This window comes from Streptomyces sp. NPDC036815 (genome assembly GCF_055609205.1).
The window spans coordinates 116496-138804 of record NZ_JBVJPW010000017.1 but is presented as its reverse complement, the minus strand read 5'-3'; the positions used below and the strand labels follow the sequence as shown (position 1 = coordinate 138804).

Annotated in this window: 13 protein-coding genes; 8 read left to right on the top strand and 5 right to left on the bottom strand. The window is 74.7% G+C overall.

From position 1 onward, the window contains the following. Positions 1 to 3: 3 nt before the first annotated feature. From ACZ69I_RS28800 to ACZ69I_RS28790, 3 genes are all read right to left on the bottom strand, one after another. Positions 4 to 1128 (bottom strand): M24 family metallopeptidase, encoded by a 1125-nt coding sequence (locus ACZ69I_RS28800; protein WP_470835517.1) that lies wholly within the window; start codon positions 1126 to 1128, stop codon positions 4 to 6. Positions 1129 to 1202: 74 nt separating this feature from the next. Then, the gene (locus tag ACZ69I_RS28795) at positions 1203 to 1940 is read right to left on the bottom strand and encodes a PDZ domain-containing protein (protein ID WP_470835515.1); all 738 of its coding nucleotides are present in this window, start codon (positions 1938 to 1940) and stop codon (positions 1203 to 1205) included. A gap of 49 nt (positions 1941 to 1989) precedes the next feature. After that, entirely contained in the window at positions 1990 to 2859 is an 870-nt protein-coding gene (locus ACZ69I_RS28790) for a LysR family transcriptional regulator (protein WP_470835513.1), read from the bottom strand. Positions 2860 to 2953: 94 nt separating this feature from the next. Here ACZ69I_RS28790 and ACZ69I_RS28785 point away from each other — a divergent pair, with 94 nt between their 5' ends. After that, positions 2954 to 3730 (top strand): CTP synthase C-terminal region-related (seleno)protein, encoded by a 777-nt coding sequence (locus tag ACZ69I_RS28785; RefSeq protein ID WP_470835512.1) that lies wholly within the window; start codon positions 2954 to 2956, stop codon positions 3728 to 3730. Here ACZ69I_RS28785 and phsA read toward each other — a convergent pair. Both phsA and cyc2 read right to left on the bottom strand, forming a co-directional pair. Further along, a complete protein-coding gene (gene phsA, locus ACZ69I_RS28780) occupies positions 3727 to 5634 on the bottom strand; it encodes an O-aminophenol oxidase PhsA (protein WP_470835510.1) in 1908 nt (635 codons plus the stop codon). The genes ACZ69I_RS28785 and phsA overlap by 4 nt on opposite strands. Before the next feature lie 150 nt (positions 5635 to 5784). Next, positions 5785 to 7950, bottom strand: coding sequence for a germacradienol/geosmin synthase Cyc2 (gene cyc2, locus ACZ69I_RS28775; protein ID WP_470835509.1), 2166 nt, complete (start codon positions 7948 to 7950; stop codon positions 5785 to 5787). 263 nt (positions 7951 to 8213) lie between these two features. Here cyc2 and ACZ69I_RS28770 point away from each other — a divergent pair, with 263 nt between their 5' ends. The 7 genes from ACZ69I_RS28770 to ACZ69I_RS28740 all read left to right on the top strand — a co-directional run bounded on the left by ACZ69I_RS28770 (position 8214) and on the right by ACZ69I_RS28740 (position 22304). Further along, positions 8214 to 8702, top strand: coding sequence for a hypothetical protein (locus ACZ69I_RS28770; protein ID WP_470835508.1), 489 nt, complete (start codon positions 8214 to 8216; stop codon positions 8700 to 8702). A gap of 504 nt (positions 8703 to 9206) precedes the next feature. After that, a complete protein-coding gene (locus tag ACZ69I_RS28765) occupies positions 9207 to 11405 on the top strand; it encodes a tetratricopeptide repeat protein (protein WP_470835507.1) in 2199 nt (732 codons plus the stop codon). Then, on the top strand, positions 11378 to 17329 hold the full coding sequence (locus ACZ69I_RS28760) for a CHAT domain-containing protein (RefSeq protein ID WP_470835506.1): 5952 nt from the start codon (positions 11378 to 11380) through the stop codon (positions 17327 to 17329). Before ACZ69I_RS28765 ends, ACZ69I_RS28760 begins: the two co-directional genes overlap by 28 nt. Continuing rightward, a complete protein-coding gene (locus tag ACZ69I_RS28755; protein WP_470835504.1) occupies positions 17326 to 17688 on the top strand; it encodes a hypothetical protein in 363 nt (120 codons plus the stop codon). The genes ACZ69I_RS28760 and ACZ69I_RS28755 overlap by 4 nt, the downstream gene beginning before the upstream one ends. Beyond that, positions 17681 to 18121 (top strand): nucleotide exchange factor GrpE, encoded by a 441-nt coding sequence (locus tag ACZ69I_RS28750; protein ID WP_470835503.1) that lies wholly within the window; start codon positions 17681 to 17683, stop codon positions 18119 to 18121. The genes ACZ69I_RS28755 and ACZ69I_RS28750 overlap by 8 nt, the downstream gene beginning before the upstream one ends. Then, positions 18118 to 20259, top strand: coding sequence for an Hsp70 family protein (locus tag ACZ69I_RS28745; RefSeq protein WP_470835502.1), 2142 nt, complete (start codon positions 18118 to 18120; stop codon positions 20257 to 20259). Before ACZ69I_RS28750 ends, ACZ69I_RS28745 begins: the two co-directional genes overlap by 4 nt. Beyond that, positions 20256 to 22304, top strand: a complete 2049-nt coding sequence (locus ACZ69I_RS28740) for an Hsp70 family protein (protein ID WP_470835501.1) — start codon at positions 20256 to 20258, stop codon at positions 22302 to 22304. The genes ACZ69I_RS28745 and ACZ69I_RS28740 overlap by 4 nt, the downstream gene beginning before the upstream one ends. Positions 22305 to 22309: the final 5 nt, after the last annotated feature.

Sequence of the window (22309 nt, the reverse complement as noted above, 5' to 3'; positions counted from 1 at the left end):
GGGTCAGTCGACGATCGCCATCTCGCGGGCGGTGGTGTTCAGCCGCCGCCCGCCCTCCTCCGTGACCGTCACGATGTCCTCGATGCGCACACCGAAGCGGCCCGGCAGGTAGATGCCGGGCTCCACGGAGAAGCACATCCCCGGCACCAGCGGCTGCTCCTCGCCCTCGATCATGTACGGCGGTTCGTGGGTGGTGACGCCGATGCCGTGTCCCGTGCGGTGGATGAAGTGCTCGCCGTAGCCGAACTCGGTGATCACCGCGCGGGCCGCGCGGTCGACGTCCTGGCAGGCGGCGCCGGGGCGCACCGCCGCGCAGCCCGCCGCCTGCGCCTCGCGCACCACGTCGTGGACCCGCTGCTCCTCTGCGGTCGGCTCGCCGACGTGGACGGTGCGGGAGGTGTCCGAGCCGTAGCCGTGCAGCAGGCCGCCGAAGTCGAGGACCACCATGTCGCCGTGGTCGATGACGCGGTCGCCCGCCTCGTGGTGCGGGTTGGCGCCGTTGGGCCCCGAGCCGACGACCGTGAAGTCGACCTGGGAGTGCCCGAACTGCCGCAGCAGGTCCGCGAGATCGGCGGCGACGTCGGTCTCCCTGCGGCCCGCGAAGGGGACCTTCTTGATCTCCTCGTACGTCGCGTCGGCCGCCGCGCCCGCCGCCGCGAGGCGCTCCAGCTCGGCGTCGTCCTTGACCGCGCGGAGCATCGGGAGGCCCTCGGTCAGGGACACGTACGACGTGCCGGGCAGCGCCTTCTGGAAGCCGAGCAGGTGCATCGCCCAGGAGTTGTCGCTCACGGCGAAGCGGCCCGACCCGTCGAGGAGCGGGGCGGTGACGGCGTACGGGTCCTTGCCGTCGGTCCAGTCCCGCAGGGTGAGCGCGGACGCTCCCGCGGCGTGCGCGGCGTCCGGCGCCTCCAGGGTGGGCACGACGAGAACGGGGTCCTGCCCGGCCGCGAGCACCAGGACGGTCAGGCGCTCGGTCGCCGCGGTCGGCCGGTAGCCGGTGAGCCACACGAGGTCGGGGCCCGGGGCGACGAGGACACCCGCCAGGCCCGCTTCGGCGGCCGAGGCCGCGGCGCGCTCCATGCGGGCCCTGTAGTCGTCGGCGGTGAAAGGTGCGGGCGCGGTGCTCATGAAGACCTCCTGTTGGCTACGCCTGCATCTTGCCCGCCGCCACGGACGACCGCGAGCCCGTTACCGACGCGGCGTCATGTCACGACCCCCGGCCGCACCGAAAGGACCTGACGCCCGCCCTGCCGGTGGCGCACCGTCAGCGTCACCGGCCTGCCGGGGCGGGCCGCGCCGACCACCGAGGCGAGCTCCGCCGCCGAGTCGATACGCGCCGTGCCGAACGCGAGCAGGGTGTCCCCGCGCACCAGCCCGGCGGTGTACCCGGGGCCGGGGATGTGCACCCCGACCAGCAGCGCGCCCGCACCCCTGGGCGCGTCGACGGCCTCGACGCCGAGGGTGGCGTTCCTGGACCGGGCCGCGGGCGGACGCGCCTCCGGTCTCGGCGCGAGGGCGGGGGCGGAGGCGGGGGCAGACGCGGGGGCAGGGACGGGAGCGGGGCCGAGGACGGGAGCGGTGGGGCCGGGTGCCGGGGCGGGGGCGCCGGGTCCGGGGCCGGGAGCGCCGGCGGGTCCCTGCGCCGCCTTCTGCAGGTCGGCCAGCTTGCTCATGCCGATCACGGTGGCGCTCACCGTGCCGAGCCCGACGCCGCAGAGCACCAGGGCCACCGCGAACAGCAGCCCGGCGATCAGGGGCACCAGGCGCCTGCCGCGGCGCCGGACGGCATGCGGCCGGTGGCCCTTCCCGGGGTGCTTTCCGGGGTGCTCTCCGGGGTGCTCTCCGGGAGCCGGGCCCGGGTTCCGGCCCGAGTTCCTGCCGGGGTGTTCGCCGGGGTACTGGCCCGGCATCGGCTTGGGACGCAACGTGGTCTGATCCATGGCTCGCCTCCGGCCACAGCTCTACCCGGAGTGACCCGGCGGCGACGCCTCACGAACGGGTGACGTCCAGCTGTGCGGCCAGCGCCGCCGCGGGCCCGCGCAGGGCCCCCGCGTGGAGCAGTTCCGTGCGGTGGGCGACGCGAGGTGCCGTCAGCGGCACGGCGACGGTCCCCCGCGCCTCGTCCGCCACCGCGTGGGGCAGCAGGGCGAGACCGTGGCCCGCGGCGACCAGCGCGGCCAGCGTGCGCAGGTCCGTGCCGTCGTAACGCAGCGCGGGCCGGAATCCCGATGTGCCGTTCGCCGCGCGGAGTTGGGCCAGCGGGAGCCCGGCGCCGGGGGCGTCCAGCCAGCGGGCGTCGACGAGGTCGCCGAGGCGCAGCCCTGCGCGGCGGGCCAGCGGATGCCCCTCGGGGAGCAGCACGGCGACCGGCTCCTCGGCGACGCCGCGCGCGGTCAACGGTGCGACGTCGGGCAGGCGCAGGGGGTCGCTCGGGGCGGCGAGGCCGTCGACGAGGCCGAGGTCGGCGGCGCCGGTCGCGACGGCCGCGGGTATCTCCTCGCGGGGCAGCACGGACAGGGTGACGCCCGCCGGGGGCAGCGCCTCGGCCGTACGCCGGGTCAGCGCGGTCGGCGTGGCCGCGAGCGTCAGGCCCTGTTCGGGGGCGGCCGCCATGCGGACGACCTCGGCGCGGGCCGCGTCGAGGCGCAGCAGCAGGGCACCCGCGTGCTCCAGGAGGCGTGCGCCCGCCGGGGTGGGGGCCACGGGGCGACGGGTCAGCAGGGCGGCGCCGAGGTCCTGTTCCAGGGCGGCGATGTGCTGGGAGACGGCGGACTGGGTGTAGCCGAGCTCGCGGGCGGCCGCGGAGAACGAGCCGAGCCGGGCCACTGTCACATACGTACGCAGGAGGTGCGGGTCCATTCCTCAAGGATCACCCAGCCCATCAGAAACCCTTATGGAGGGTGCAGATTTCATCGTTGGACGTGAACGAAGCGTCGCGCCCAGGATGAACGGCATGACCTTCGATCCCGCGCGGAACTCCGCCGCCGTCCGCACCTCCCCTGCCGTCGAGCCCTCCCCCACCGCCCGCGTCGCGTTGATCGGCGACCGTTCGCCGAACGTCGTCGCCCACACCCGCATCCCCCTTCTCCTCGACGCCCTCGCCACGCAGGACCGCCTCGTCCTCGACGCGTACTGGATCCCGACCACCGACGCCGCGGAGCCGGACGCGGTGCGCGGCTTCGACGCCGTGTGGGTGCTGCCGGGCAGCCCCTACCGCAGCGAGGCGGGGGCGCTGGCCGCGATCCGCACCGCCCGCGAGGACGGCGTGCCCTTCCTCGGCACCTGCGGCGGTTTCCAGCACACGCTCCTGGAGTACGCGCGCAACGTCTGCGGCCTGCCCGGCGTCGCGCACGCCGAGAACGACCCCGACGCCGACGACCTGCTCATCGCGCCGCTCGCCTGCTCCCTCGTCGGCCACGAGGGCACGGTGACGATCACGCCCGGCTCGCTCGCGGAGTCGGTCCTCGGCGCCACCCGGAGCGTCGAGCGCTACCACTGCTCCTACGGCCCGAGCGCCCACCTCGACACGCTGCGCGCGCACGGCCTGCGCTTCACGGGCACGGACGAGGAGGGCCAGGTCCGGCTGGCCGAGCTCCCCGGCCACCCCTTCTTCCTGGCCTCCCTCTTCCAGCCCGAACTGTACGGCGACGGCTCGCAGCCGCACCCCATGGTGCGAGCGCTGGCCCGAGCCGCCGTGCGGCACGCCGGGGCGGCCGCCCGGACCGCCTAGGCCGCGTGGTCCCCGTGGCCGCCGTGCCCCGCGCCGTGGTCGAACTTCAGGGCCTCCTTCGGCATCACGACGAAGGGCCGCATCATGCCCATGTCCTCGTGCTCCAGGAGGTGGCAGTGGTACATGAAGCGGCCGTACGCACCGTCGAACTTGCCCATCACGCGCAGCAGTTGACCGCCGGGCACCCGGAAGACGTCCTTCCAGCCGCGCTCGTTCGGGGCCAGCGGGACCGGCCGTCGCGGGTCGGGGGCGACCGGTGCGCGGGTGCCGCCGACGGTGACGTCGAAGCCCGAGACGTCATAGGTGTCCCGGCCGAGCAGCTGGAAGTCCGCCAGGTGGATGTGCATGGGGTGGAGGACCGGCGGGTTCACCGCGAGGTTCAGGAAGCTCCACTGCTCGTAGCCACCCTCGGCGATGGTGATGCCGAGGCCGTCGTTGAACGTGCGGGCCGTCCGGCGGTAGGTCTTCACCTTGCCGTCATCGCCGCGCAGTTGGATGATCCCCTCGGTCGGGACCTGGATGTCGCCGGGCTTCTCGACCTCGGCCATCTCCCAGATCTCCGGGTGTCCGCCGCCGCCCTTGGTGGCGGGCGGGGTCAGCACGATCAGGCGGTGGCCGTGCTCGATGTCGTGCGTGATCGGGCGGAACGAGCCCGAGAGGACCTCCGGCAGCTCGAAGGTGTCCGGCTCGGCGCACTCCCCCACCCGGAACTCCATGACCTGCGGATAGCGCACGTCGTTCGCGACGTCGGGCACGCCGGGCGCCTGGGCGCGGCCCTTGTTGACCAGACGGAGCCGCTGACCGGCCAGTCCCCTGAAGTCGACGAGCAGGTCCATGCGCTCGGCCGGTGCGACGGCGAGCGCCGGCAGAGCCCCTTCGAAGTCGACCGGCACGGGGCGCGGCAGGAGTCCGCCGTCACTGCCTATCTGGTGGAGGACGCCCCGCACGGGGTTGTTGTCCTCGTCGACCAGGACCAGGTCGTAGATGCGGGCGTTCGACGCGTTGACCAGGCGGAAGCGGTACCAGGCCGCGTCCACGTCGGCGTAGGGCCAGATACGGCCGTTGACCGTGGTGTACGGGCCCGTGAAGGGCAGTGAGACCGGCTTGCCCGTCTCGGGGTTCTTCGGGTCGATGACGGTGACCTTGTGCAGCAGGCGGCCGTTCAGCCTGCCGTCGCCCTCGTCCGTGTCGAGGTTCCGGTCGGCGAGCAGCAGCGGGATCTCGCGGTCCCCGCAGGGGAGTTGGAGGGCGTCCTCCTCGTCGTCACGGACCAGGTAGGTGCCGTACAGGCCCGCCATCACGTTCCACCGGGTGATGTTCATGGCGTGGTCGTGGTACCACCACTGGACCGCCTGGTGGTCGTTCGGGTACTCGGAGAGCTGGGCGTCGCCGTACCCCACGGCGTTGTCCGCCCAGCCGTCGTTCCCGCCGCCCGTCTGTGCGCCGTGCAGATGCGTCACGGACCAGGCGGGGAGCGCCGCCACGTCCTTGTTCGGCTCGACGCCCGCGCGGCCGGGCAGCGTGCTGGGCGGCGGGTCGGTCCGCGGGTCACCGAGCGGAACCTCGACGGCCGTGACGGGGAACTCGCCCTCCGGAATGCGGTTGGTCCAGGCGACGCGGACGCGCTGCCCGCGCCGCACCTCGATGGTGGGGCCCGGCACGGAGCCGTCATACCCCCACATCAGGGTCGGCGGCAGTTGCGGATGCAGCCGCACCCAGGTCGGCCGCAGCGCGATCTCCGTCGCCTCGCGCACGTCCGCGGAGCCGGGCCTGAGCACCGGCGGGACGGTCAATGGCGCGACGAACGGCGCCAGTTCACCTACCGAGCCCGGCCGCCCCGCCACACCCTCCGCTCCGGCATCGTCCACCAGTTGTTCCGCGATGCGCTCAATGATGTCGGTCATGATCGAACACCCCCGTGTCCATCCCCCGTGTCGCGGCCGGTCAGAAGCCGCCTTCACTTCAAAGGACTCCTGGCGCCCCAGTGAAGTTCCGCGAACCCTGCATTCCGGATGAATCCACCCGAATGAGGCCCTCCGGTATGCCGGTCCGGATCAGCGCGGACCGGCGATCGAGGGCACCCTCGGCCGCAGGTCGGGCACGAAGCCGTGAGTCCGCCGCGCCAGGTCGTCGGCGCCGTAGCGGTGGCACTCCCGGTGCCAGTGCACGATGCCCGCCATCCAGTTCCGCAGATCGGCGACGTAGCCGTCGATCGCCGCGCCCGCCTCCTGCGACAGGGCGAAGTCCTCGTAGAGGACGGGGAGTTCGACCGCGACGACGTGTTCGAACTGCCGCATGCGCTGCGTCGTCAGGTCGTGGACGACCCGCAGGGCAGCCGGGTAGTCGCAGCCGAAGAACGTCTGCACCACCAGGATGCCGTTGTGGATCTCGCCCTCGTACTCGATCTCCTTCTGGTACGAGAAGATGTCGTTCACGAGCATGGCGTAGTCACTGGCCGCGTTCTCCAGGGAGCGGACGGGGCCGCTGCGGTAGATCTCGGGCGGCACCGAGGGACCGTGGCCCATCCGGCACAGGCTCATGGTGAGGTCGGAGCCGAAGGTGGCCCGGCGCATCTCCAGGTAGTCGACGGGGTCGGGGACACGGTTGTGCAGCTGGTTGAAGACCTCCCACACCCAGCTCTCCGTCATGACCGCCACGGCGTGCCGCAGCGTCCGCCGCTGCCCGTCGCTCATGTCGCGGGTGGTACGCGCCCAGAGGTCGACGAGGCCGCGCTCCATGGCGTTCGCGGGCACCTGGACCGGCTCGCCCTCCAGGGGCATGCACGCGACGAGGCGCTCCGTGCAGAGCCTGGCGGCGGCGAGGTCGCGCCGGTGACCGAAGACCAGGGGGTAGTAGTCGTCTCCGTAGGTGCCCCAGGCCAGCCACTGCGAGCTGAGGTCCAGGGCCTCCTGCGTGCCGTCGGGATCGAGCCCCGCGGCGCACAGCGGAAGGTCGATCGCGTCGAGCTTGTCCTCGTCCCAGACGCCCTCCGCCAGGATGCCCGTGCCGTGGGCCCAGCCGGTGAGCCGCTGTCGGGCGGCGTCCAGGCCCGGATTGAGCCGCAGCGGAAACGGCATGTAGAGGTCGGGGATCCGCGAGGGCCCCACCTTCTGGAACGGCACATGGGTGAAGGCCCGCAGCCGCTCCGCCCCGACCGCCGACAGCAGGGCCCCCACACCGGCCCCCGACGCCCCGAGGCCGGTGGGCCCGGCGAGCGGCGAGGCGTCGAGCGCGCCCTCGTTCATGTACCGACTGGAGCGCAGGTGCCACTCGTGGCCGCCGGACTGCCAGTCCTGAAGGCCCCGCGCGTACGCGGTGATCGCCGCGACCTCCGGCGGGGTGAGGCCCTTCTCCAGGGCCAGCGCCGGGACTTCGGTGACCGCCGTGTGCTCGAACTGGTGCAGCCGTGACGTCAGGATGTCGTTGACGGTGTCGGCCGCCTCCTGGGTCGTGCAGTCGAAGAACGTCTCCAGGACCAGCACGCCATTGCTGAGCTCGCCCTCGTCCTGGACCTCGCGCTGGTACGAGAAGAGGTCGTTGCGCAGGTGGACGGCGTCCGCGAACGTCTCCATGAGGACGCGCAGCGGCCTGGAACCGGCGACGGACGCGGGCACTTCTGCGGTCGCGTACTCGATGAGGCCCGCCGACCAGGGGGCCCCGCCCACCTTGCGGCGCATCTCGATGTACTCGACGGGGTTGGCGATCCGCCCCTCGTCGATGTTGGACAGCTCCCACATCGACTCGTTGAGCAGATGCTCGGTCGACTCGGCGAACCGGCGGCGCCAGCTCCTGGACATCGCGGGCACCGTGCGCGCCCACAGGTCGGCGAGGCCCGCCTCCACGGGGTTCAGCGCCTCGGGCACGGGGGTCGAAAGGTCCATCGGCATGAAGAGGGGCAGGCGGTCCAGGTGCGCCTTGCCCGCCGACCGGTCGTGGGTGCGTTTGTACTTGTCCAGGAAGTGGTCGTCGAAGAAGAAGACCCACACGTACCAGTCGGTGATCAGGGACAGTGCCGGGCCGTCGCAGTCGGGGTGGGTGTACGCGCACAGCAGGCCGTAGTCGTGCGCGTCGAGGTCGCGCTGCTCCCAGATGCCGGAACCCTCCAGCATGCCCATGTCGCGCGCCCACCGCGTGGAGTGCGCCCGCGCCTCGTCCAGGTGCGGGTTGAGGCGCGCGGTGTACGGCATGTAGAAGTGCGGCAGTTCGAACGGTTGCGTCATGTGCCCGGCCCTACCCGGGTCCCTCAACCGCCATCCGCAACGGCGCACATGATCGCACCATCGCGTGAATCGGGGGCGTGTGAGGAGGCGTTGGGGGGCGCATGGGGGCGCACGCGGGAAGGGGGCGTTGCCCCGGGCCGGCCCGCTCGGCGCCGGTCCGGGCGCGCGCGGCGGATCGCGTCCCACCGAATCACCGGTTTCCCCGCGTACGCACGACTCACGCCCCTAGGCTGCCGTCCACGCCCCCGGAAGGAAGCCCCTCCATGACCGATGCGCCGCTGCGAGCGGAGCTGCTCCTGGACCGAGAGGTCCCCGACGACCTGCGCCGGGAGCTGGTCGCCGCGTTCGACGGGCTCGGCGCGCCGCCGGTCCGGGTCCGTCGCACCGTCGACCACCGCGGGGCCGCCGACATTCCGTGGATCGTCCTGGCGTCGCTGCCCCTGCAGGCGTTCCTGAGCGGGCTCGGGGCGGAGGCGGTCAAGGACGCGTACGAGGCGTTCAAGGGGGTCGTACGGCGGACGGCGCGTCCGGCGCCGCCCGGCCCCGGCGCCCTGGACGCCGCGGGCGCGGTGCGGCCGATCGTTCTGCAGGACGCGGCCACCGGGCTCGACGTCGTCCTGGAGCCCGACCTGCCCGCCGAGGCGTACGCGCTGCTCGCCGCACTGGACCTGACCGGGTACACGGTGGGACCGCTGCACTACGACCGCGCCCAGGGACGCTGGCGTTCCCTCCTGGACGAGGCCGCCGGCTGACCCGCCGGCGAAGGACGCGGCGGGCCGGCCGCCGCGGATCGGGGGCTGACTGTGACTGCGCGGACCGCGAGTACGGACCTGGACCTGTCCCGCGCCGAACAGGCGTGCGCCGACGGGGAGTCGGCGTTGTCGCGGGGCGCGACCTCGACGGCGGAGCACCACTTTTTCGCTGCGCTGGCGTGGGCGGGGGGTGATGTCGCGGGGGGTCCGGTTGGTGAGGGCGACCTCCTTGAAGGCGCCGCGCAGGTGGGGAGCGGTGACCCGGGTGCGGGAGGCGGCACCACGGGAAGTCCCGCTACCGAGGGCGGGCTTCACGACGGCGCCGCGAGAGTCGGGAACGGTGGGCGCGGTGGTCCGGGTGCGGCAGGTGCCACCGCAGCGGGTCCGGTTGATGAGGGCGACCTCCTTGAAGGCGCCGCGCAGGCCGGGAACCGTGGACTCGGTGGACCGCGGGCGGAAGGTGCCGCTCGGGTCCGTGCGCGGGCGCTGACCGGTGCGGGGCGCGTGCTGCTTGCCCGGGGGGAGACCGACGGCGCCGAGGCCGAGTTCGAGCGGGCACGCGCCCTGCGTCCCGCCGCGTCGGGGCCGTTGCACTGGCTGGGCTGCGCGGCCGCGCACCGCGGGGATCTCGCGGCCGCCGAGCAGCACCTGAGCGCGTCCCTCGCCTGTGCCGTCCCGCACCGCCGCAGTCTCGTCCAGCGCTCGTTCGTCCGCGCTCGCGCGGGTGACCGGGAGGCCGCGCTCAGCGACTTGCGCGCCGCGGCCCTGACCGGCCCGCTGGACGACGAGGCTCACTGGGTACTGGCGGCTCTGACGGCCCGCCCCGCGCGCGAGGTGGCGCTACGGCTCCGCAGGGCGGCCGTCACCGCCCTGTCGGCCTCGGCCGAACCCGCCGACGACCGGCGAAGGGGGCCGCGAGCCGCCGAGGGGTGGCAGCGGGCCGGGGAGCTGATCGAAGCGGCTCGGGGGGTCGAAGTCGGCTGGAGGGACGGAGGCGGTCAGCGGGGCGGAGCTGCTCCGGAAGGCGGGGCCGGGCAGAGCGACGACGCCACGCGAGGGGACGCACCCGGGCAGGGCGGCCCCACGGCACCCGAAGCCGGCCCCCGACCAGCGCACCGAGCCACACAGGCAGCCGCACCCCCACCAGGAAACCGACACGACCAGAGCGACGACCCCGCCCGCGAAGGCGGCCCCGCGCCGGACGACCGCACCTCACCGCCGGCCGCCCTCCCCCAGCCGCACCACGCCACCCGAGCAGGCCGTCCCGGCCCCGGAGCCGGCGCCTCGCCGGCCGTCGGCCTCACTCAGCAGGACCGCCCCCCAGCCTGGCCCCACACCCCCCTCTACGCCGTCGCCCTCCTGCGCGCCGGGCGGCGCGCGCGTGCCGTTTCGTTGCTCGGGGATGCTGTGCGGCACGACCCCGCCGATCACCGGGTCACCCACACCCTCGCCCTCGCGTTGCTCAACTCGCCTGCGGAACACCCCGGTTCGGGGTGGGAGCGATGCGTCGCCGCCTGGGCCGCCCTGCTGCACGATGCCCGCTTCTGGGGGCACGTGCTCGGCTCCGCCGCCCGGCGGTACGGCGTCGCCGTCGAGTCCACCCTCGTGCCCGCCCTGCGCGCCGGACTGCGCGAGGTCCTCGAACGCCGCATGCCCGGCGACGACGCCGGGACGCGCGTCGCGCCGGGGCCCCTGCTCCAGCGCGAGGCCGACGCCGCGAAACTGCTCGCGGCGGCCGGCGGCCTTCCGTCCGCCGGGGGCGGCGCGCCGCTGGTCTGCGGCCCGCTGCGCATCGCCGAGCTCGGCAGAACCGCGGAGTTCGGCGCCTTCGCCGCCGCGCACGACGCGGAGTCCTCGTACCCCTCCCTCACGTACGCCTTCTCCGAACTCGGCTTCGCCCAGCTCCTGTTGGGGCTCGACAAGGCCGCCGACGCCCTCGCCGCCCTCAGTGAGCTGCGCTGCGCCGACTGCCGGGCGCGCGGCGGCCCGGGCACGGGGGCCGTCTGCGAGCCGGGGTGTGCGCGCTTCGACGAGCTGAACCCCGGTTACGCCGGGCTCCCCGACAAGCACCGCAGGCTCGCTCTCGACGCCCGCGGCCTGGCCCTGGAGGCGCGGCTCAGCATGGGACGCACCGAAATGACCGCTGTGCGGCCGGACTTCCGGGCCGCCGCCGCGTACTGGCGCCGCGCGCTGGTGCACAGCAGGGAGCTGGACCGGTACCGCGAGACGCAGACCGCCATCGTCGACATGGCGCTCGGCGCGGCGCGTGCGGCGCACCGCGAGGGGCGGCTGAGTCTCGCGGTCGCCACGCTCGACGTGACACGCTCCGTGATCGGGGCCAATGAACGCGGGCGCCTCGAAGGGCAGTTGGCCCGGGTTCTTGCCGACCGCGGGATCTTCCTGGCCAACGACGAGGAGACCCCGCTCGACCGGCCCGCCGCCGACCTGCGCCGCTCCGTCGCCTTCAACCCGCATCTGCTGCGGCCCCAGGTCAGCCTCGGCATGGTGCTGCGCGGCCTCGCCGCCGCACGCTGGAGCTCGGGCAGCCTGTCGGGCGCGCGGGAGACCCTGCGCGAGGCCATCGACCAGCTCACCGCCGCGCTCGCGCACTTCCCGGACGACCCCGACCTGGAGGAGCAGCGGGAGGCCGCGGTCGCCGACCTCGACCACGTGATGTGGCAGACCGACGAGAGCGAGCAGTGACGGCCGTGCTCGCCTACGAGGAACTGCGCATCCGGGTCCGCCGCGTCGGCGCGGCCCGCTATCTGCTGACCGCCAACGGCCCGGCGTGCGCGGCCGAGGTGATCGCGGTCGGCGGGGAGCCTGCGGCATTCCGCGAGCAGTGGGACCGGCTGATCACTGCGGAGCTCGGGTACGGGCCGATGGGCGAGCAGCACGCCGTGCCCCAGTTGCGGGCGCTGGGACGGGGTGTGTTCCGGCTGCTGTTCGGTGACGGAGGGCCGACGGTGGCGGAAGGGGGCGCCGAGGCACCGTGTGGCGGGGGCGGGGCAGGGGTCCGCGCGGGCGTCCAGGCAGGCGGCGCGCCCGCCGGGATGTGCGTCGGAACCCACGTCGGCGTCTGCGTCGAAGCCGCCTTCGACCGCGCCCAGCGGATGCGTCCCTCGCGCGGGCTGCGGATCCGCTTCGACCTCCCTCCCGAGTTGCGCGACCTCCCCCTGGAGTCGCTGTGCGCGCCGCCCGGCAGCCCGCAGCAGACCCTCGCCCTCAACCACGGCTATTCCCTGGTCCGTTCACTGCCCGGCGGCCCCTTGGGGCAGCGGCTTCCCGAACCCGCGGACGAACCCAGCGTGATCCGCCTCCTGGTGGCCTGCGCTTCTCCTCGGGGTCTCGCCCCGCTGCGGGCCGCCGAGGAAGTGGCCGCGCTCCGCCGGGACCTCCCCGAAGTGGCCGTACAGCTTACGGTGTTGGAGCGGACGACGCGCGCGAGCCTCGACGCGGCGCTCGGCGCGCACCCCGACCTCCCCACGGCCGTGCTGCTGATCGCGCACGGGGCGTACGACGAGGAGCTCGGCAAGGGCGTGGTGGCCCTGGAGACGGAGAGCGGCGGCGTCGACCGGGTGCCCGCGGATCTGCTCAGCGCCACCCTGCTGAACGCGCGGCGGCTCCGCTTGGTCGCGCTCAACCTCTGTTCCGGCGCCGACAGTTCGCGCCTGGAGCCCTTCTCCGGGCTCGCGCAGGCCCTGATCGGAGGCGGGGTGCCCGCCGTGGTGGCGATGCGGGGGCGGGTCAGCGACGTCGCCGCGGGCACGTTCAGCCCCGAGCTCCTGAAGGGCATCGCGGCCAACAAGACCGTCGACGAGGCCATGGCCGCGGCGCGGCTGCGCATCTACCACCAGCCGGAGCACACGGCCGTGGAGTGGGCGACCCCCGCGTTGTTCCTGCACGAGGAGTGCCGGCAGGGGTGGCTGTTCAAGGCGCGCGAGGTGCGGGACGACGACTTCGGGGCCGGTGCGGTGGCGGACCCGCTGCGCGAGGGCGCGGACGCGCTGCGCACCTTCCACAGCCCCGTCGGGCACGTCGGCTCGGCCGTGCTGATCGGCGCGGCCCGCTTCCAGCGCGACCTGGGCCACTGGGAGCAGGTGCAGCGCATCCTCAGCGCGCCGACCCAGAACTACGCCGACGAGCAGCGGCGGATGCGGGCGGAGGCGGCCTTCGAGCAGGCCTGGCCCGAGCTGGAGAGGCTCTGCGGCCTGCTCGCCGCGGAGCGCGACGCGGCGGGCGCCGAGGCGCAGCTCGCCGTGGTGCGCGAGCGCCTGCCGGGCGCGGTGCCCGGCGCCCTGGAGGTGGAGGTGGCCGAGTTGCGGCGGCTCGCCGCGCTCGTCGAGCAGGCGCGCGCCGCGGAGGCGACGGCCGACTGGTCCACGGCGATCGAGCGCTACGAAGAGGCACTCGCGGCCCGGCCCGGCGGGCTGCGGGACGTCACCGAACGGCTCGCGGCGGCGCGGGACGAGCTGCACGTGGCGCTGACTTGCGAGGCCGCCGAGCGGGCGCGGCAGGCGGGCGAATGGGACGCGGCGGCCCAGGCGTACACCGCCGTCCTCGCGCTGCGCCCGGGCCACGGGACGGCCACGGCGTGGGTCTCCTACGTGGCCGGGCGGACGGCCGAGACGCGCGAGGACTGGCGGGCGGCGGAGTCCGCGTACGCCGCCTGTGCGGGGCTCGACGACGCGGCGGCGCGGGCGGCGTACGCGCGGGGCCGGGCGGCCGCGGAGGCCGGGGACTGGGCCGCGGCGCGCGACGCCTTCGCGCAGGCGGGGCCCGGCCACCGCCCCTGGAGCGGCTACTCGGCGGGGCGGGCCGCCGACGCGGCGGGGCTGTGGGGCGCTGCGGCGGAGGGGTACGCGGCGGCCGACGGCTTCCTGGACAGCGCGGTGCGCCTCTTGTACGTACGGGGGCGGGGCGCGGCGGAGTCGGGCCGCTTCGCGGAGGCGCTGACGGACCTGTCGGCGGCGGCCGCGCGGGACTGGGACACCGAACCGCACCTGGGTGACCTGCGCCACCGCGTGTACGAGGCGGCGCTGACCGCGATGGAGTCCGGCCGCTGGCCGGCCGCCCTGTCCCAGCTGACGCCGCTTCCCGCCGACTACCGCGCCACGCGGGCCCTGCGGCGTTACGCGGAGGGGCAGTTGGCGGCGCAGGCGGGTGACTGGGGTGCGGCGGCGGAGGCGTTCGGGGAGTGCGCGCAGGCGACGGGGGGCGGTGGCGGTGGCGGTGAGCCGGACAGCGCCGGGCGTGCGGACGTCGTGGAGCACGAGGCGAACGGCCTCCAGAATCGCCTCCAGAACGGCCCCCAAGGCGCCGACGGGGCGCCGGACCCACCGAATCGCCCCGGTCGGCCCGCCCGGCCCGCGAGCCCGCCGGGCGCCCACGACCGCGTACCCGCCGACGCCCGCGACCTCTACGCGTACGCCCGTGGGCGGCTGTGTCAGGCGCGGGAGCTGTGGGACGACGCGCTCGCACTGTTCGTGGGGCTGCCGTCGGAGCTGGCCGACGTACCCGACCAGGTGCTGTACTCCCGCGGGCGGGCCGCCGACGCGCGCGGGCAGTGGAACGGTGTCATCAACGGGTTCGGCCGGCTGCCCGACACGTACGCGGGCGGCGAGGTGCGCGTCCGGCGCCTGTACGCACGCGCGCGCGTGGCCGCCGATCTGCGGGGCGACTGGGCGGCGGTCCTCAGCCTCCTCACCGGCGTTCCGGACGAGGCCCGCGAGGGTGCGGTGGCCGCCCTCCGCCGCAAGGCCGAGGGCCGCCGGGCGGAGGAGAACGGTGACTGGGCGGCGGCCTGCGAGATCCACGGCCGCGCCTTCCCCGACGGCGCTCCGGAGCCGCCCGACCGGCCGCCCCACGCCCCGCCCGGCCCCGCACCCGGCGCCGCACCCCAGGACACGCCCGACACCCCGCCCCCCGACCACGAGCCCCTCCACCTCTACCGGTACGCCCTCGCCCGTACCCACGAGCTGGCCGGGCGGTGGGCACAAGCCCTTGACGCGTACCGGCAGCTGGACCGCGACTGGGCCGACTGCGAGGTCCGGGAGCGCTACGTGCGGGCGCGTCTCGGCGAGGAGGCGGCCGGGGACGCCGAGGCCTGGCAGCGGGTCGCCGAGGCCTACGCGGCGCTGGAGTCGGCGGAGGGGTGCGGCGCGGACGCCGCCGTGCGGGGGCGGTACGCGCGCGTGCGGGCCGCCGAGGCCGAGGCGGACTGGGCCGCGTCGGCCGCCGAGGCAGACGCCCTGGGGCCGCACCGCGACGCGCCCGCCGTCGCCGCCTACGCCCGGGGCCGCCTCGCCGACGCCCACCAGGAGTGGCAGCGGGCCGCCGACGCCTTCCGGCAGTGCCCGGGGTACCGGGACGCGGACGCCCATCTGGACTACGCCGAGGGGCGGTTGCTGGAGGCGGCCGGGTGGTGGAGCGGTGCCGTCGCCGCGTACGAGAGGGCGGGCGGCGTCCTGGACCGGGCCGACGTGCGGTGCCGCAGGCTCCGGCGGCTCATCGGGCTGCTGCCCTGGGCGGACGGACTGACCAGCGCTCCCCTGGTCGCCGATCCCTTCGCCGTACGGGACCAGGCGTTCCCGTACCTCGCCCTCCGGGACGCGGGCGTCGACCCCGGCGCCTCCATGGACGTCGTGAAGAACGCCTCGTACACCCTCCTGGAGCGCGGCACCATGTCGTGGCACGAGCGCGTCGCCCTGGAGCGGCTGCGGCTGCCCGGCCGGCGCCTCCAGCTCGACGCGCTGCTCTATCGCTGGCACTCCCCCGACGCGCTGCGCGCCGCACTCGCCGGGCTCTCGCCGGACGACGGGCCCGGACTCCTGGACGCCCTGTGCGAGCGCTCGCCGCAGGACGCCCCGCTGCTGCTGCTCCTCGCCCGGGGCCGCGAGGCGGCCGCCGCCGAGTGGGAGCGGCGGCTGAAGGAGGCGCCCGGCGACATGGCGGTGGTGCACGGGCTCGCCGCCGCCCGGCTGTGGCAGGCGCAGGAGCTGGAGCAGAGCGGGGCGTGGGAGCACGCGGTGCACGCCTGGGAGGCGGCGCTCGCGTTCTGGGCGACGCTGCTCAGCGACGACGAGTACTGGGACGGCTGGCGCGCCGAGCGTGCCGCCGCCTACCGGCGCGACCTGACGCACGACGACATGGCGTCGCTGCGCTGGGAGCTCAGCCAGCACCTCTTCGGGCAGCTGTCGGCCTACGAGCAGCGGCACACCGAGCAGGAGCGGCCCCAACAGGCCGACGCCTACCAGGCGTTGGCGGCCCTCCTGGAGTCCGAGCTGGGCGGCGCGCGGGTCCTCAAGGACGTGGGCGGCCTGCCGTCCGTGCCGGGCGCGGGCGCCACGCTGGCCTGCGGGCCGCGCTACCTGCGCCTCCTGGGGCTCCAGGAGCCGCTCGCCGAACTCGTCGCCACCCTCGACGCGGCCGCCCAGCAGGGCAAGGACCCCGGCGAGTCCGCGGTGCGCGAACTGCGCTGGTCCTTCTCGGAGTTGGCGCAGAGCTTCGCGCTCTGCGAGGTGCGCAAGTTCGGGGCTGCGCTGCGCTCGCTGCCGGTCTTCCGCACGCTGATCACCCTGCCGGAGGACTGCGCGGGGCCCGCGGCGCGGGCGGGGCACACCGAGACGTGCGACCACTGCCAGGACTTCCTGGCGCGCAACCCCGCCTACGTCCGCCTCCCGCGGCGCCACGCGCGCCTCCTCCAGGACGGCGTCGAACTCGCCGTGCACGTGCGCCTCGCACTCGCCAGGACCGCCCTGACGCGCGGCGACGGCGGGCTCGACGAGGCGCTGGCGCACTGGGACGAACTGGTGAAGGTCTCCCGCAACGCGGGGATGCAGGCCCGCTCCAAGAAGGCCGTGGTCCGCACCGTGCTCGGCCGGGTCGAGGCGCTCACCGACGAGGAGGGCGTCCAACTCGGCAGCTGCCTGGACGAGGCGGTCACGCTCGTCGAGTCGGCCATCGGCGTGCTGTATCCGCTCGAACGCGAGCTCCTGAGCCAACTGCACGCGAAACTCTCGGCGTTGCTGTCGATGCGCGGCGTGTGGCGCGGCTACACCCGCACCAAGCACGGCATGCGCTCCGACATGGGCGGCGCCGAGGCCGACCTGCGCAGGGCGCTCGCCCTCAACCCCGAGTCCAGCCACGCCCGCGACAATCTCGCGCGCGCCCTGGTCTTCACCCTGGACGAGCGGACGTACGAGGTGCCCGCGCGCCTGAGACTGCTCCACGAGGCGCTCGGCCTGCTCGACGTGGGCCTGGGGCAGGCACTGACGCACCGCTACCGCGAGACGCTCGGCGAGGCCCTCGACGAGATGGAGAAGCTGATCACCCGGCACCTCGGCGTCGAGGGCATGGGCGACCTGATCCGCAGCGACGGCCAGGAGACCCCGCCCGACGACGACGATCTGCCGTCCTGGGCGGCGGAGTTGACCGGCCGGGCCGAGCGGGCGCTGCTCGGCGGCGACATCCTGTGGGCCCTGCACCACCTGATCCGCGCCACCCGGGCGGAGCCCACCGACAGCCGGATCAGACGGGCCCTGCTCGGCGCGGCCCGGCGCTGGCTCGCCGAACTCGCCGCCCGGACCGAAGCCCACGACAACGAAGCAGGAGGCAGCGTCGCGTGATCGAGGATCCTTCCCCGGGCGGGGGCGGACCGTCCCCCTACGAGGTGCTCGCCCCGGCGGGCGTCACCCCCTGGACGACGCACAAGGACATGCAGGACGTCTCCTTCGAGCTGCTGGCCCGGCACCTGATGACGCCCGCCGCCCAGCAGGCGTGGGACGAGGTGCGCGGCGTGCGCCGCAGACTGCTCGTCGACCTGCTCCTGTACGACGTGGACCTGGCGGCCGAACTCCCGTCGGCCGCCGCCGACATCGACCGGGAGCTGGCCGCCGAAGGCACCGGGCGGGTCCCGCCGGGCGATCCCCTCCCGGAGGAGGCCGTCGCACGCCTCCTCGACGACCTGATCCGGTTCGATGTCTGACCCGGTAGCCCGGCTCGCCTACGAGCGGTACGAGCACGCCCGCGCGCTGGCCGCCCGTGACGCTGCCCACCGGGCGCTCACCGAACGGCTGTTGCTGCGCTGCGCCGACGTCATCGACTGCTTCGACCGGCTCCTCGCCGACGGCGCGGCGAGCGACGTGGAGACGTACCGCGCGAGCCTGGCGCTGGTGGCCGGGCAGCTGGAGCGGGACCTGGCGGCGGAAGGGCTCGAACGCGTCGGGCGCGTCGGCGAGCGGGCCGAACCGGCGACGCACCACATCACCGAGGTGCGGGCCGCGCCGCCCGGAACGGACGGCGACGAGGTCCTTGAGATTCTGCAGCGCGGGTATCGATACCGGGGGCAAGTGCTGCGCGCCGCCCGGGTGGTCGTCGCCGTCGAGGGCGGCACGGAGCAAGGGACGGATCGGGAATGAAGGCCATCGGCATCGACCTCGGCACCACCAACAGCGCGGTCGCCGCCCACGATCCGCACCGCGCGGACATCGCGGTGCTGACCAACAGCAAGGGCGAGCGGCTCACGCCGTCCGTCGTCGGCGTCGTGCACCGCGAGGGCAAGGACCAGCCGCTGGTCGGTGAGGACGCGCTGAACTGGGCGGTGAGGCAGCCCAAGGAGACCATCGTCTCCGTGAAGCGCCTGATGGGCCGGGACTTCGCCGACGCGCCGGTGATCAAGGCGCGGGACCGGATGAGCTACGACATCGTGGCGGGCCCCGACGAGGACCCGCGCGCGTACGTACTGCTCGGCGGGCGCGCCCGGACCCCCGCGGAGATCTCCAGCGTGATCCTGGACAAGCTGGTCAGGGACGCCTCGCGGGTCCTCGGCGAGCCCGTGACGCACGCCGTGATCACCGTGCCCGCCTACTTCAGGGACGCGCAGCGCGCCGCCACGCGCGAGGCCGCCGAGAAGGCCGGCCTGGTCGTGAAGAAGATCGTCGACGAGCCGACGGCGGCCGCGGTCGCCTTCGGCCTGCACAAGCCGGGCGGTGCGCGCAGCCGGGTGCTCGTCTACGACCTGGGCGGCGGCACCTTCGACATCTCGATCCTGAACACGGTCAAGGACAAGGAGGGCAGGAGCCAGTTCCAGGTGCTGCGGGCGGCCGGCGACATCTGGCTGGGCGGCGACGACTTCGACCTGGCGATCGTGGAGCGGATCATCGCGTGGATGCGCGAGGAGCACCACGTCGATCCGGCCGAGGACAAGGCGTTCCTGTTCCAGGCGAAGAAGGCGGCCGAGCGCGCCAAGCGGGAGCTGAACGACCTGCCCGAGACGTACATCGTGATCCCGGCCGCGTACCGCAGCGAGAACGGCGTCCTGGACGTCGAGATGAAGCTGACGCGCGGCGAGTTCCAGTCGATGATCGCGCCGCTGGTGTCCAGGACCATGAGCCTGGTGCAGGAGTCCCTGGCCCGCTACGAACTCTCCACCGACGACATCTCCGACGTGCTCCTGGTGGGCGGCGGCACGCTCACGCGGCCGGTGTACGAGGCGGTCGAGGCGTTCTTCGGCGCGGACAAGGTGCGCCGGAACATCAACCCCATGGAGTGCGTGGCCTTCGGCGCGGGCGTGCTCGCCGAGACGCTGCACGGCGTCGAGTGCTCGGACCCGGAGTGCGCCAAGCTCAACGACTACGGCTCCGACGTCTGCACGGCGTGCGGCCGCAGCCTGGCCGACGGGCGCTCCAAGGGCGACACGGGTCTGTACGAGTCGACGCCGATGGCGATGGGCATCGCCGCGATCAAGGGCGGCCAGCGCGACGTCTTCGTGGAGATCATCGAGGCGGGCTCGCCGTACCCGCTCTCCGAGCCGCGCCAGCGCACCTTCCACGCCACCGACAGCCGCCGCATCCGGGTGCCGGTCTACGAGGGCGACAGCAAGGTGGCGAGCGAGAACCACGAGCAGGGCGTCGTCGAGTTCGAGCTGCCGCAGGAGATCGAGGTCAACCGCCAGGTGGACGTCTCCTTCAACTACTCGGCGGACCGGATCATCACGGTGCGGATCTCCGTGCGCGGCACCGACATGACCCTGGAGGCCACGCCCAACCGGGAGAAGCCGCGCACCCCGCCCCCCGAGCCCGTCGAGGAGCTGGACAGCGCGGTGCTGCGCGAACAGCTCGGTTACGCCGAGCGGGAGGCCGACCACTTCCTGAGGCGGTACGGGCCCTACATCGAGCCGGTGCAGGCCATGAAGGTGCGCCGCGACATCGAGCAGGCGCAGCGGGCGGCGGCGATGGGCGACAGCGGTGAGTACAAGCGGCTGACCGAGCTGCTGCTCGACGACATGTACCGCCAGTGCGGCCTGGCGAGCCAGTTCCGGCAGGCGGAGCTCGCCTCGGAGGGCGCGCCGCCGGACACGGTCCGGCAGATCAACGAAGCGGTCGAGTACGTCAAGCAGGCCCACCGGCAGGGCAACCGGGTGCAGACCGCCCAGCAGGCCCGCAACCTCGTCAACCTGGTGGCGGTGGCCCAGTCCGAGCGGGCCGTGCCGATCCTGCCCGACAAGCCGGACTACGAGGGCATCCTGCGGTTCGCCGACGAGACGGCGGGCGGATGACGCAGACCCGCCCGGCGCCCGTCAGCCTCGGCATCGACTTCGGCGCCACGGGCATCCGCGCGCTCCACGCACTGCCGGGCGGGCCGGGACGGCGCCTGGTGCCGGAGTGGGGCGACGGGCCGTGGCTGCTGTGCGAGCCGGCCGAGGCGGGCGAACTGCCGGTGACCTTCCCGAGCCTCAAGAGCCGCCTGGGCAGCGGCCGCCCGGTCCACCTCGGCGGGAAGCCGGTCGACGCGGACCGGATCGTGGTGCGTCTGCTGCGGTCGGTACGCGAGCGGGTGGAGGCGGCGGCGCCGGGGCGCGTGACCCAGACCGTGATCAGTGTTCCCGCGCACTTCGGCTCGGCGCAGCGGGCGGCGCTGCGGGACGCGGCGCACGAGGCGGGCCTCGAACCGGCCCGGCTCGTCAGCGACTCCATGGCCGCGGTGATCGGCCACATGACGGACCGGGACAGCGGCACCTGCCTGGTCTACGGCATGGGGTACGAGGGGTTCGAGCTCGGCCTGATCCGCAGTGTGCGCGGCCACTTCCGCTCGCTCGGCTACGAGGGCGGGGCGACGTCGGGGGGACGCGCTTTCGACGCGGAGGCGCTGTCGTCGGCGGTGCGGCTGCTGCGCCGGCACCGGGGCGCCGGCTCGGTCACCGGGGTCGACGCGGCGGTCTGGCAGGACCTCCGCGCGCGGGGGCAGGAGGCGCGGGAGGCGCTCGGCGCGCCGGACGGCCCCGCGGCGGCGGTCCTCGACCTGGAGCTCGGCGCCGGGCCCGCCCTGTGGGTACGGTTCGCGCGGCCGGATCTCGACACCTATCTGGAGCGTCATGTGGGGCGCACCCTGGACCGGGCGCGGGCGCTGCTCGACCAGTCGGGGATGACGCCCGCGGACGTCGACACGCTGCTGCTCGTGGGCGGCAACACACTGATGGAGCAGGTGCGTTCGCGGGTGGCCGGGCTCGGCGGCCGGAGCGTGCAGGCGCCGCCGGAGCTCCTGGCCCTCGGCGCGCTGAAGCACGCGGTGCGCCTCGCGGGCGGCGCGGCCTCCTCGGGCCCCGCCGCCCTGGAGGAGGGCCCGCTGGAGCCGGACGCCTCGTCCCACGACACCCTCTCCGACGCCCCGCCGCTCGCGGCGACGCTGGTGGTGGGCGCGGAGGACGGGGAGCCGGGGGGCGCGGGGGGGCAGGGCGCCGTACGGGAGCACGGTGCTCCGGAGAACGGCGTACGGGAGATCAGCGCGGGCGAGAGCACCGTACGGCGGGACGGGGGCGCCGCAGACCCGCGGGCCGTCCGCGAGGCGGGCCCCGCGCCCGATCCGCGCCTCGCCCCGCACGGCGGCGGGGCCCCTGACCTGGAGCGGGCGCGGCTGCTGCGCCGTCAGGGCAGAACGGCGGAGGCGGCCACGCTGCTGCGCGAGATCATCGCCGAGGCCCAGGAACTGCTCGCCTCCCTGGACCGCCCCCTGACCCCGTCCGACCGCGCCCCGTCCGACCGCGCCCCGTCCCGCCGCCCCGCGCCGGAGCGCACCCCGCCCGCCCCCGCACCCCTCCCGTCCCCGGCGCCCGAGCACGCCCCCGCCCCGGTCCTCGACCTCGCGTCGCGGCGCCAACTCGACCGCGCCAAGACCCTGTTGTCGCTCGGCAGGTACGACCACGCCGTGCAGGCCGCGCACATCGCCTGGCAGGACGCGGCGACCCGGCCGACCGGCGCCGACGTGCTGGACGCGATGATCGACGTGCACTGCGCGGCGGCGATGGCCGACATGGCGCCCGAGCACTTCGCCGCCGCCGAGCAGTGGCTCAACTGCGCGTACAACCACGACCCGACCAACGTGCGCGTACGCGGCCTGCTCGCCGAACGGACCTACCGGCACGCCGTGGAGCTCGACCGGCGCGGGGAGCGGGATGAGGCGATTGAGGCCCTGGGGAAGTGCCTGACATGGGACCCTGAACACCTCGACGCGGATGCGCTGTTGCGGCGGTTGAACCGTGACGGCAGGAACCGGCGCGGCCGGGGGGACGTCCTCGGGCAGAGGCCCCTGGACCCGCCTCCGTGAAGCAC